Source organism: Tenacibaculum litopenaei, from assembly GCF_964514025.1.
GTDB classification, from domain to species: domain Bacteria; phylum Bacteroidota; class Bacteroidia; order Flavobacteriales; family Flavobacteriaceae; genus Polaribacter; species Polaribacter litopenaei.
This window is the reverse complement of the sequence record NZ_CAZEQT010000006.1, coordinates 565,540-578,237: the sequence shown is the minus strand read 5'-3', so window position 1 is coordinate 578,237 and position 12,698 is coordinate 565,540. Positions and strand designations below refer to the sequence as shown.

Sequence of the window (12,698 nt, the reverse complement as noted above, 5' to 3'; positions counted from 1 at the left end):
TGCAGTAGTATGCAAGTGCAAGTATAAAAAAAAAGTCTAGATATTAAAAAAATATCTAGACTTTTCACATTTTAGGTGTTAAAGATTACATAAATCCGCCACCACCTTGTTTTTCATTGTCATCGCGTCTTCTTCTCGATTTCGCTCGGTTTTTACCACCTCCAAATCGGTAGTTAAACCCGATATAACTCGTACGGCTTTCCCATCTAAATCGTCCATTTTGAGTAAATGGATTTGATGAGTCGAACTGGAACTTCATCGTATTGAAAATGTCATTGACACGGAATGTAATATTTCCTTTTCCTTTTAATACGCTGTAGTTCGCGCCTAAGTTAACCATCGCCATCGGATCAACTTTCCATTGAATGTCTTGGTTACCACCGCGATACATCGCAAATAATTGAAGGCGAAGTTTTTTCGAAAGGGTAAAGCTATTACTAATACGCGCGTTAAAAACTTCGTTCTTTACTTCAATTTTAGGTGCATTTGGATTACTTAAATCGGTAGTTCCAAACTGTTTTTGTGCGTATACATCCATACTTGCATTTGCTCTCCACCACTTTGCAATTCGGTAGCTAGCAGAAAGCTCTAAACCGTAGGCATTGGTATCGTCGAAGTTTTGGAAGGTTAAAATTTGTCTCGTATTACTCACATCTGTTGGATCTTTGTAGGTTACCCTTGAAATTACATCCGTGATGTTTCTGTAGAAACTTCCAAAAGTTATCGATCCTCCTTTAATTTTTCTAGTGTAGTTAAACTCGATAGAGTTGGTGAACTGAGGAACTAAGTTTTCATTTCCTACTGAGGTGATTAACGGAGTACTCCACTCTCTAATTGGATTTACTTGTTGGATGTTAGGTCTGTCTACACGCTTGCTATAACTCAATTGAAATTGATCCTTGTCATTTGGGTTAAAGGTAAAGAATGCTGAAGGATAGATGGTGAAGATATCATCAGTCACTTTTTTGGTCTCTACCACACCATTGTCGTTTTTACCTGTGAAATTTCCTTCGATGTTGTATTGCTCTAAACGCGCCCCAAGTTGCATAGTCACTTTTCCAAATTTGTGTCCGTAGTTGGCGTACCCTGAATAGATTTTTCTATCGTAATCGAATTGAGAGTTTCCAATAGGGGTAGTACCCGTAATAGTAGTTCCTGTAAAAGTATGACGCTCTTGATCGGTAATGTTGGTGTTATCCGTGCGGTTAGTTCGGTATTCTAACCCTAATTCTAATTTTCCGTTTTCACTAATTGGGTTCGTATAATCGAGGTTTAACAATAGGTTTTTACCGTCGTTATTAATATCGTTAAAATAGTTCAATAGTTTATAGTCTCTATCTGTACTCGCTAAGGTAAGATCTTGATTGCGCAAGAAGTTTGGAGCCTTGTTTCGCGAATAAGTAGCTTCCAATTCGATGTTGTGCCCGTCTTTATCAAAATCGTGCTTATAGTTAAAGTTGTACACTTGGTTTTTACTTTCTGAATCTTGAGAGTTAGGAGCATTGCTCGTGATGGTTCCAGACGTGTCTTTAATCAATGTTCTACCGGTGGCTAAGCTGTTAAACCAGTTTTGAGTAGTATACAATGAAATGGTGTTCTTATCATCTAAATAGATGTCTGCACCAAATTTTACTAAGTGAGATTCGTTGTCATTTTTGAATACAAAATCTTGAAAACTTGATCCCGGTCTGTTAACAAAACCGAAGTTGTAACGATCTCCTCCGTTGAACCCGTAGTTCATAAAGAAGTTCACCTTTCCCGTTTTGTAGTTCATGTTGGTCGAAGCGTTGTAACGAACGTAATGTCCGGCTTCAACACCTGTATTAAGAGATCCGTTAAAGCCCATGTTGGCGTTCTTGTTTAAGATGATATTGATAATACCACTCATCCCTTCTGGGTTGTATTTAGCGGAAGGGTTCGTGATTAATTCTACACTTTTAATAGCAGATGATGGAAGTTGCTTTAATAACTGAGCAGCTGGAATGTTGGTTGGTTTTCCATCTACTAAGACACGTACATTTTCATTTCCTCGTAAACTGATGTTCCCCGATTGGCTGTCTACACTTACAGACTGTACGTTGTTTAATAATTCAGAGGCTGTAGCTCCTGCAGAGGTTAAGTCTTTTCCTACATTAATTACCTTACGATCTACTTTTTGAGTTACGGAAGAGGTTTCTGCTCTAACTTCTACTTCTTCTAACACTGATGAATCTTCTGCTAGCTCTATAGTCCCTAGGTTAATTTTTTTATTCTTACGAGCGATGTTTATAGGTCGGTTAATCGTTTTGTAGCCGATAAATTGAATTTCAACGATGCTCTTTCCCAATGGAAGATTCGAAATTTTAAAGGTTCCTGCGTCGTTAGTAATCCCTCCTGTAATAAGTTTGTTTGCAGCATCTTTTACTACAATGTTTACATAGGGTAAGGGCTCTTTAGTACCTTGATCTATGACTTTTCCTGTAATGGAGCCCGGTTTAGGAAGGTAGCTTTTGGACATCTGTGCGTAGGTGTTTACGCTAATGATGGTTAATAGTAACAGTAGTATTTTTTTCATTTTGTTATTTTTGAATTGTCTTTGATAATTAGTAGACTCATCAAAGGGTGACTTTGTTACCCCAATTAACTTTCTTTAACTTATAATTAACAAATATGAAAAATAAAACCTTAGTTCTTGGTGCTTCTTTGAATGCTGAACGTTACTCTAACAAAGCAATTAAGCGCCTAGTCGCGAACGGGGTACCGACCTTAGCACATGGAAGAACAGCTGGAGAAGTTGCAGGAATCAGTATCGAAACGGAACGGGTAAAGTATTCAGATGTAGATACCGTTACCTTGTATTTGCGACCAAGTTTACAGGCTTCTTTTGAAACTTATTTACTCGAGCTCAAACCCAGACGTGTCATATTCAATCCGGGAACAGAAAACAGTTCGTTAGAAACGAAACTAAACGAACATGGAATTGAAACAACTTTAGCATGTACGCTAGTACTTTTAACTACGAAGCAATACTAATTAAGTACTTCAATAGGATAGGAGTTTAGGGAGTATTGTTTGCCCGCCTCAGCGAGTTCAACACACTCAAATACTTCCTGAGCTTCTTTTTTAAAGGCCGTTATGTCGTTGTATCTGCTTGAATAATGTCCGACAATTAACTTGTTGGCATTTGCTTGTGCAGCAATGCGCGCCGCTTGTTCGGCTGTCGAATGTTTTGTTTTTTCACAGAGGTGTTCTCTGTCTTTCAAAAAGGTAGCCTCGTGGTATAGCAGGTCTACGTCTTTTATTATTGGTACGATGTCAGGTTTGTACGTGGTGTCACTGCAAAAGGCATAGCTCTTTGCAGGAGGTGGAGGGAAGGTGAGTGCTTCATTAGGTAAGATTTCACCGTTTTCCAGTCGGTAGTCTTTGCCCGACTTTAGGTTCTGGTAATCGCAAATATCTATTTCATTGTACTGACGTATGGCGTCAATATTGAGCTTTCTAGGTTGGGCTTTTTCCGTAAATAAAAAACCGTTGGTATACACGCGGTGATCTAGCGGTATTGTGCGGACACTAACCTTGTCATCTTCAAAGATAAGCTCACTTTCTTTTGATTCTAACTCGTGAAATCGAATGGGGTACTTGGTCCAAGATTTCGAGAGCTTTAATTGTAGTACAGTTACTTCTTTAATTCCTTTAGGACCGTATATATGTAACTCTTTTTCTCGGTTTAGAATGCCGAATGTAGCTATCAGTCCGATTAATCCAAAAAAATGATCTCCGTGAAGGTGGGATATAAAGATATGGTTGATTTTTGAAAAACCAACTTTGTATTTTCGCATTTGGCGTTGTGTTCCCTCCCCACAATCAATTAAGAAATGACGGTTGTTTATTTCTAAGTACTGTGCAGTAGGGTGGGCATTCACGCGTGGAGTAGCGGAATGACATCCTAAAATCGTAAGTTTCAAACTCATTATTTAATTACAAATCGTTTTGATACCACTTCTTTGTTGGTTTGGATAGCGTAAATATACATTCCTGCCGCAAGGTCATTGCGTTTAAACAAGAAGGTATTTTGGCCTTTTTTAACTTGTAGTTTTTCGTTGTAAACAGTTTTACCGAGGACATTGCGCACGGTTACTAATACCGGTTGGTCGAGTTGTGATTGAAAATAAATAGTAGTCTGATTCGAAAACGGGTTGGGTGACGCTTTCAATTGGTCGACAGATTTCAACTGTGCAAATGCCGTTGTTCCAATCAGAAAAAATAGAATTATGAGTAATTTTTTTGCCATATATACATTCATTAGGGGTTATGAATTCTAGGTTAAAAACCTAGGTCACGCTGTATGTCTTCCATTTCAATAACATCCTCTGCTTCGACGAGAGTGGGAACGATGTTAAAGCGTTCCGGAAAATGGTCAACATCTACTTTCGTAGTAATTACTACAAAAGACATGCCATTTTCTCTTTGTAAATCAGCGTATTCCAAAAATACTAAAATATTCTGTTCGGTAAAATTATTTTCATGAGAAATATCAAGGATAATGTGCGAATCCTTGATATTCTCGTAGTTTTTTCTGAAAAGTGTTATGAAATTGTCAAAATCTTTCGCCTCGGTACGAATGAGTTGATAATTGTCTTTTAAGTCAATAGTCATGGTCTTAGCGTTTAATTTGTTGCGCTAGTAGATAAATAACCGCCATGCGGACAGCGACTCCATTTTCTACTTGGTCGAGTATGATTGATTGGTTGCTATCTGCTACATCACTTGTCAATTCAACACCTCTATTGATAGGTCCCGGGTGCATGATAACGATTTTTTTATCCATGCTGTCGAGTAGTTGTTTATTGATCCCGAAGAGTTGTGTGTACTCTCTGGTAGAAGGGAAGTACTTGATGTCCATACGCTCGTGCTGTACGCGAAGTACGTTGGCTACATCACACCATTCCAAAGCTTTCTTTAAATCGGTCTCTACCGTTACCCCTAATGAGCTTATATACCTTGGTATTAAGGTGGTCGGACCACAAACTTTTACTTCGGCTCCTTGCAATTGCAAAGCAAAAATGTTTGACAGTGCTACTCGTGAGTGCAATACATCACCGACAATGACAATTTTTTTACCTTTCAATTCGCTATTTAAAGCCTGACGCATAGAAAAACTATCTAATAGCGCTTGGGTAGGGTGTTCATGAGTACCATCACCGGCATTGATTATTTTCGCATCTACGTGTTTTGATAAAAATATACCTGCGCCTACATTAGAGTGTCGCATAACCACAATATCGACTTTCATCGATAAAATGTTGTTAACGGTGTCGATGAGTGTTTCCCCTTTTTTTACAGATGATTGCCCTGCTGAAAAATTAATGACATCGGCAGAAAGCCTTTTTTCAGCAAGTTCGAACGATAATTTTGTTCGGGTACTATTTTCAAAAAATAAATTGGCAATGGTGATGTCTCGTAAAGAAGGAACTTTTTTAATCGGTCTGTTGATGACCTCTTTAAAATGAGTAGCAGTTTCGAAAATAAGATCTAAGTCTTCCTTTTTTAGATATTTAATTCCTAATAAATGTTCTGCGCTTAACTGCTTCATTTTTGATAATTTGGTTGAATCATAATTAACTTCAAGTCTGCTTACTTGGTTTCTATGTAAATGGTGTCCTGTTCGTGGGTTTCACGCCAGTGTACTACAACTTTTTCTTGATTAATGGCGTCTACTTGTCTACCGCGATAATCGGGTTGAATGGGAAGATGCCTGCTAAATCGTCTGTCGATAAGAACGAGTAATTCGATGTTTTCTGGACGCCCGTACGATTGAATTGCTGTGAGTGCTGAACGAACGCTTCTACCCGAAAATAAAACATCGTCAATAAAAACGACTTGTTTCCCTTCGATGAGAAAGTCAATTTCAGTAGTGGTGGCCTCGAGAGGCTCCTCACGTCTTCGAAAATCGTCTCTGTAAAATGTAATGTCGAGTAGTCCTAGTTGTACCTCGTTTATCTGGTACGTGTTCTGCAATAAATCAGCCAAGCGCTTTGCCAAGTACGAACCTCTAGGTTGTAGTCCTATCAATACAGTATTTGAAAAATCGTTGTGATTTTCGATTAACTGACACGCTAATCGATGCAGAATGATTTCAATTTCTTTGGAAGTAAGTAATATTTTTCTGCTCATGTTGCTACCAAGTTTGTTTGATAGTTTCAACATTCAAAAGTAAGCGAAAAAAACAGCTTGACAAAATTAAAGTTGAAGAAACGTCCATGGTTTAAATAATAGCTATATTTGCGCACTTTTAAAACGAATAAGTAGTATGACTGAATTTATTAAAAAGAGTGTCGGGAACGTGAGAAACGACGTCTTGTCTGGAATCACAGTCGCTTTGGCCTTGGTGCCTGAAGCTGTGGCTTTTGCTTTTGTTGCGGGGGTAGATCCTTTAGTAGGATTGTACGCCGCATTTATGATTGGATTGATTACCTCAATATTTGGAGGACGACCTGGAATGATTTCTGGTGCTACAGGTGCACTTGCCGTAGTGATGGTTGATCTCGTTCGTCAGGGAAATGCCATGGGAGCGGAAGGTGATAACCTTGGGTTGTATTACTTGTTTTTAACGGTTATTGCTATGGGGGTTATCCAGATTTTAGCCGGAGTTTTTAAGTTGGGGAAATTTGTCCGTTTAATCCCGCATCCAGTAATGATGGGGTTTGTAAATGGTTTGGCAATCGTTATTTTTATCGCTCAGATAGGTATGTTTAAAAAGGTCGATAAAGATCCTTATGGTAATAAACTTAAAAATATAGAGCTAGTGAGCCCTCATTTTGTCGTAGAAGGCAATGAGGTAGTAGACGCAGCTACAAAGAGTGTGGTGTTCACCAAAGAGGGTGCTAAGCTCTTGAATCCGGACACTAAGCAGGTCGCGTATGAGATTTTTGACGGTCGCGTATACGACGCAACGACTCATAAGGTAAAATTCGGATTTGAAAACAATACAGTATACGATATTATGGTACAAGGAAATGCCAAGTCATTTTTGCCAACTTCTGAGTTGTTACTAATGTTATTACTCGTTGCAATAACAATGCTTATCATGTGGGGCTTGCCAAAAATGAAGGCGACTAAAAAATTACCTGAGGCCTTGATAGCAATTTTAGTAGTGTCGGCAATTGTTATTTTTTCCAACTTGACGAATGTAGCGACGGTAGGTTCGTTTATTAGAGAAGGTGGTGGAGAAGGACTTAAAGGGGGATTCCCGATGCCTGTTTGGGAGACATTTTCAAAAATCCCAATGAATTTTGAAACTTTTAAATTCATTCTACCTTATGCTTTTATTTTGGCTGCGATAGGATTGATAGAGTCATTGATGACTTTAAATTTAATAGATGATTTAACGGAAACCCGTGGAAATACAAACAGAGAGTGTATGGCTCAAGGTGGTGCAAATATCTTGACAGGTCTCTTCGGAGGTATGGGAGGTTGTGCTATGATCGGTCAGTCAATTATCAATATTAAAGGAGGTGGTCGTGGTCGACTTTCGGGTATTACCGCTGCCGTTTTCTTACTAATGTTTATCTTGTTTGCTTCATCATTGATAGAACAGGTGCCTATCGGTGCCCTTGTAGGAGTGATGTTTATGGTTGTTATCGGAACATTTGCTTGGTCTAGTTTTAGAATTGCCAACAAAATTCCAGTAGCAGATTTGGTGGTTTTAATCTCAGTTTCACTACTTACGGTATTTTTTGATTTAGCAATCGCAGTAATTGCAGGGGTAATTATCAGTGCCTTGGTGTTCTCATGGGAAAATGCGAAGAAAATCCGTGCTAGAAAACGCGTAAAAGCTGACGGAACAAAGGTGTATGAGATATGGGGACCTCTATTTTTCGGTAGTATTTCAGCGTTTAATGAAAAGTTTGACGTGAAAAACGACCCTGATATGATAGAGATCGATTTTGTTGAATCACGAGTGTCTGATCATTCAGGAATTGAGGCTATTTTTAACTTAGTAGAAAAGTACGAAGCCGCAGGTAAAAAAGTTCGATTGAAGCATTTGAGTGAAGACTGTAAAGTGTTGTTAGAAAAAGCAAGTCCGAAATTCTCGGAAGTTATTGAAGAGGCTGTTGATGATCCGCGATATCATTTGGCAGCAAATCCAGAAAAGTTTCCGAAACCTTTGGCAGAATATAAATTCTAATAAAAATCCCGCTTTAAAGCGGGATTTTTTGTTGTTCAACGAGCTGGTACTTTTCCAGAAGCTCTTCATAGGTGATTTCCTGGGCTTCTTTTCTAAAACTGTTGGGAGGGATACCAAATTTCTTTTTAAAACATTTCGAAAAGTACTTAGGGGCGTTGAATCCGCACTGATAGGCAGCTTCGGAAATGTTGTATTGATACTTAGCGAGGAGGATAGCTCCTTTGGTAAGACGGATAGACCGCACTAAATCGACTAAGCTTTCGCCAGTAATGGATTGACATTTGCGGTACAATGCCGAGTAACTCATGTTGAGATCACTGGCCAGTGCTTCAATTTTAAAATTAGGCGTATCCAGGCGGTTGTTAATCGCCGATACTAAATTCGCCATGAAAATTTCTTCGGGCGATTGCTGTTCGATAACTAAGGGGGAGTTTAACAATGTAGTTTTATATTTAGAAATTATGTGTTCTTTCGCTTGTAGTATGTTGTGTACTTTTAATAACAGTTCATGCGAGTTAAAGGGTTTACGAATAAATTCGATAGCGCCAGACTCCAATCCTGAAATCCGTGTTTGAGAGGAGTTTTTAGCGGTTAATAAGATGACTGGGATGTGTTGGGTAGCTACGTGTTCATTGAGTTTTTTGCAAAGGCTTATTCCGTCGAGTTTAGGCATCATAATGTCACTGATAATAAGGTCAGGAAAGATGTTTTGTGCTATTTCTAAACCGCGCTCGCCATCTTCAGCTACGAGAACATTATACGATTCGTGGAACATGGCACGAAGAAATTCTCGGAGTTGATAATTGTCTTCGACGATGAGTAAGGTTTTGTTATGCGTTTTCTTGGTTTCTTGGTAGGCTAGTTCACCGGAATGCACAGCGTGATCGTCCGAGGTTTTTACTTCTGAAATTTCTTCTGGTCTGTAGGCGGTTTTGATAATCGGTAAGGTTAAAATAAAGGTCGTTCCTTCGTCTACAGCCGATTCTACATGGATATCCCCTCGGTGCAAGTCCATAAAGTCTTTTGCTAGGGCTAAACCGATACCACTTCCTTCGGCAGTGACTCCTTGTGGGGATTGATAGAATAGCTTGAAAATTTTATCGAGTTCGTGTTTGGGAATACCGATTCCGGTATCACTTACGGTTATTTTAACAGCTTTTTGATGATTGATGGGTTCTACTACGAGTTGTATAACACCTTCGGAAGGAGTGAATTTAAAGGAATTAGCCAGTAGATTAAAAAGTATGTGTTCAATTTTGTCTCGATCGTACCAGGTTTCATTCAGCTGGTTGGGGAGGAGCAAGTTAAAATCGATGTTTTTATGTCGGGCCTCTTCGTTAAAAGAGGTGCAAATTTTTTCAAAATCTTTCAGTAGATTGTTTTGAGTTACCCTGAGTTTGTTGGTATTCAATTCCTTATTGCGCAGAGTGGTGAGTTCAAAAGCGATTCTCGAAAGTCGGTGGGCGTTGTTTTGAATGATTTCTAAGCGCTCCTTTAAAAGTAAATCACCATCTTCCTCAGCCTTTTGAATCATGTGGTCTATGGGGCCGGTAATTAATGTAATTGGGGTTTGGATTTCATGTGACATCTTAGCAAAGAAATCCATTTTAAGGGCCTGGAGTTCTTTTTCATTCTGATGGTGTAATCGCTGTAAAATAAGGTGGTTTTTTAAGTGATACCACTTTCGAAATGCCAAGTAAATTAAAATGAGGATACAGGCGTAAATACCAAATGCTGTATGACTTTTGTACCAGGGTTTGGCAATAGTTATGGCGATGCGTTTGGTCGGTATGTTCCAAGTGTCCTTGTTGTTACTGGCGCGGACCTCAAAGGTGTAATTACCGTCTGGAATGTTGGTGTAAGAAGCCTGCAAGTCGGCAGTTACTTTTTTCCACTCTTGGTCAAATCCCTTTAGGCGATAGGAGTAGAAGAAATTGGGCGCGAGTATATTGCCAATTGCTGAGAACTTGAATGAAAACGATGACTCGTCTGCATCCAGTTGTAGGGTCTGTAATTGATGCACACCTTCTTTTGATTGTTCGGGTAGCGCCTTTCGAATGGGGCGATTGAGAACTTTGATATCGTTTATGTACAGCTGAGGGGTAATTTCCGATTTACTGATAGCATTGGGGGAGATGCTACTGACTCCCTTCAGACCACCGAAGTACAGTGTTCCCTGAGCATCTTTAAAGGCACTTCTTCGGATAAAATTATTCCCTTGTAGTCCATCTATTTCATAATAACTCTGCACGAGTGAGGTTTGTAAATCATAGCTGAAAATACCTCTGTCTTTGGTCGCTAGCCAAATTTTTCGTTCATTTTCGATGAGTAAACTACTAATCGCTTCATTTTTAAAAGCCCCAAAATCTTTACATACGCGATGCTTTTTTGTTTTTAGGTTGAACGATGCTATTTTTCCGTATAAGTCAACAAGCCACAGGTGATCGTTATCGGCTTGCTGTATGTCGTGGATATCATTTCTGTTAGGAGGGAGCTCATATTGAACAAAATAACTTTCATGAAATGGCGATTGTTCGATAAACTGAAAGATGCCACCGTGATCACAGCCTAACCACAGGCCGTAGTCCTTAATTTCGGCCATACTTTTGACGATGGCTCCAAGTCCGTTTTTATGGTTCGGAAATTTGGCAATTTCACGTAAATTTTGATCAAAGACGTACAGAGCTACATCCGTGCTGACCCAGATGCGATTTTTGCTGTCTTGAAATAGTTTTCGAACATCTATGACATCGGGTAAAGGAACAGGTTTGAATTTTTGGGTAACTGTATTGTAATGCCACAGTCCATTTTTGTAAGTCCCCATCCAAATATTACCGATGGGATCTTCTAAAATGCTCTGCACGTAAAATCCTTTGGCACCCTGTGTATTGTTAAAGAATTGTTCCTTTTTCTGTACGGAATTGTTGTTAAAAGAAATTTTAGTGATTCCATTACCATCAGTTCCTATCCACAGGTCGGTTTTGGTTTTCAGTATAGACAATACACGTTCCGGAGTTTTGTTTTTAGATCCTGAATAGTAACTTATGTGTTTGTTGCTTTTGGGTAGTACATTTAATCCACCGTAATTGGTAGCAACCCACATATTTCCGTGTCTATCTTCATTGGTGTAAACGACAGTATTGGTCGGTAATGAAAATTTATTGAGAGGGTCATGTGTGAAAAGCGAATATTTTTGTGCTGCCAATTCCAAGTGGTAGAGGCCGTCACCATCAGTACCTACCCATAAATTGCCTTCAGAGTCGCAGAGTAGGTTCATGACGATACTACTATTTAAACCGGGCACTTCCTTTAAAAAAGCATAGGGAGTGTCAAATTTTTCCAAACGTGTGTCGAAAAGGAAAATACCGAAATTTTCCGTTCCTACCCAAAGCCTATCGTGTAAGTCAAGTTCGAGTGCTATTCCGTATTCATAGGAAGGAATCGGGAGTTTTATGTTTTTAAGTTGCCCAGTAAGGAGGTTGTACTGATACAATTTCCCCTTGTAAGTACTGATGTATAGCCGTTGATTTTTGCCTTTTTTAACGTGTTTGATTTTGGAAGATAGTCCTGGAGTCTTCGGAAGTGTAGTAATACTGTCCATAACCTGGGTTTGGTAGTTGTATTGAAACACAGTACCTGTAAAAGTACTCGCGAACAAATCGTCCCCTGCTATGTGAGTAGCACTAAATTGATATCCTTTGTTGGGAATTTCACGGATGTGCCCCAGCGTATCTAGGGTACTTAGTAGTCCGTGATTGGAAGTCACCCAAAGACTGTTTGCTGCATCTTTACTCGCGAATTGAATGAAATCTTCCGAGCTTATAGCTGGAAAAAACTCTTGTATGTTAGTATGAGAAAATTGGTAGCCATCATAGCGTTCAATTCCTTTTTTATGACAGAGCAAGATATAACCGAGCTGATCTTCAAAAATATGATTGATATTGGTTTGCTTGGTACTGTTTTTAAGATTGGGGTCTATATGAATAAAGTTGTATTGCTGTTGAGCAAAGGACGAAAAGCAAAACGTGCTTAGTAAACAGACTAAAAATAAAGTCGCTTTATTCATAACGGGAAATTTAGGGGGGAGCCAAATATACTGGAATTTGTGATTTTTAGGTAGTTTTTTTTAGTCAAAAAGGTGTACTATTTTTAAGTAGTCTAAACTAACTTGCTTTCAATTAATTGATTAATAGTGGGGTTGTTTTTAAAATAAGCTCCGGTGAGAAACTGAATAAATAAACCACCTTTTAGTTAAATCAAAGAGCTAACTTGCCATTGTTATTGCTTATGTATTCATTTGTTATTGCCAGTGTAACCCAGCAGAACAGTGTTAGAATACTATTTTTAAGAGCGCTAGGAATCTTACAGGTACTAGCGCTTTTTATAGAAAGCATTGCATTACGAACAACAGGCAACGAAAAAAGCAAATCTGAGGACTATAAATGGCGAAATCGTACACTTTCTACCAGTAATTAGAAAGTAACTTTGCCAACCTAGAAGAACGTCTTTCCCCTTGAGTAATTTTTCTCTC

At 38.9% G+C, this 12,698-nt stretch carries 9 protein-coding genes; 2 read left to right on the top strand and 7 right to left on the bottom strand.

What is annotated here, in order from left to right; translation table 11 throughout:
• Nucleotides 1-85: 85 nt before the first annotated feature.
• On the bottom strand, nucleotides 86-2,554 hold the full coding sequence (locus ACKTS5_RS11235) for a TonB-dependent receptor domain-containing protein (RefSeq protein ID WP_408043965.1): 2,469 nt from the start codon (nucleotides 2,552-2,554) through the stop codon (nucleotides 86-88).
• Nucleotides 2,555-2,649: 95 nt separating this feature from the next.
• Between ACKTS5_RS11235 and ACKTS5_RS11230 the strand changes: the two genes are divergently transcribed.
• Nucleotides 2,650-3,012 (top strand): CoA-binding protein, encoded by a 363-nt coding sequence (locus ACKTS5_RS11230; RefSeq protein WP_408043964.1) that lies wholly within the window; start codon nucleotides 2,650-2,652, stop codon nucleotides 3,010-3,012.
• Here the strand turns inward: ACKTS5_RS11230 and ACKTS5_RS11225 are convergent.
• From ACKTS5_RS11225 to pyrR, 5 genes are read right to left on the bottom strand one after another with little or no spacing between them, the layout of a single operon-like run.
• A complete protein-coding gene (locus tag ACKTS5_RS11225; protein WP_408043963.1) occupies nucleotides 3,009-3,950 on the bottom strand; it encodes a ribonuclease Z in 942 nt (313 codons plus the stop codon). The genes ACKTS5_RS11230 and ACKTS5_RS11225 overlap by 4 nt on opposite strands.
• On the bottom strand, nucleotides 3,950-4,270 hold the full coding sequence (locus ACKTS5_RS11220) for a T9SS type A sorting domain-containing protein (protein WP_408043962.1): 321 nt from the start codon (nucleotides 4,268-4,270) through the stop codon (nucleotides 3,950-3,952). Before ACKTS5_RS11220 ends, ACKTS5_RS11225 begins: the two co-directional genes overlap by 1 nt.
• Nucleotides 4,271-4,302: 32 nt before the next feature.
• On the bottom strand, nucleotides 4,303-4,635 hold the full coding sequence (locus ACKTS5_RS11215) for a hypothetical protein (protein WP_408043961.1): 333 nt from the start codon (nucleotides 4,633-4,635) through the stop codon (nucleotides 4,303-4,305).
• 4 nt (nucleotides 4,636-4,639) lie between these two features.
• Nucleotides 4,640-5,572, bottom strand: a complete 933-nt coding sequence (locus ACKTS5_RS11210; protein WP_408043960.1) for an aspartate carbamoyltransferase catalytic subunit — start codon at nucleotides 5,570-5,572, stop codon at nucleotides 4,640-4,642.
• Between the two features lie 41 nt (nucleotides 5,573-5,613).
• Nucleotides 5,614-6,153: a bifunctional pyr operon transcriptional regulator/uracil phosphoribosyltransferase PyrR gene (gene pyrR, locus ACKTS5_RS11205; RefSeq protein ID WP_408043959.1), complete on the bottom strand. Its 540-nt coding sequence runs from the start codon at nucleotides 6,151-6,153 to the stop codon at nucleotides 5,614-5,616.
• A gap of 136 nt (nucleotides 6,154-6,289) precedes the next feature.
• Here pyrR and ACKTS5_RS11200 point away from each other — a divergent pair, with 136 nt between their 5' ends.
• Nucleotides 6,290-8,167: a SulP family inorganic anion transporter gene (locus tag ACKTS5_RS11200; RefSeq protein ID WP_408043958.1), complete on the top strand. Its 1,878-nt coding sequence runs from the start codon at nucleotides 6,290-6,292 to the stop codon at nucleotides 8,165-8,167.
• A gap of 13 nt (nucleotides 8,168-8,180) precedes the next feature.
• Here ACKTS5_RS11200 and ACKTS5_RS11195 read toward each other — a convergent pair whose 3' ends face one another.
• Nucleotides 8,181-12,233: a two-component regulator propeller domain-containing protein gene (locus ACKTS5_RS11195; protein WP_408043957.1), complete on the bottom strand. Its 4,053-nt coding sequence runs from the start codon at nucleotides 12,231-12,233 to the stop codon at nucleotides 8,181-8,183.
• Nucleotides 12,234-12,698 lie beyond the last annotated feature (465 nt).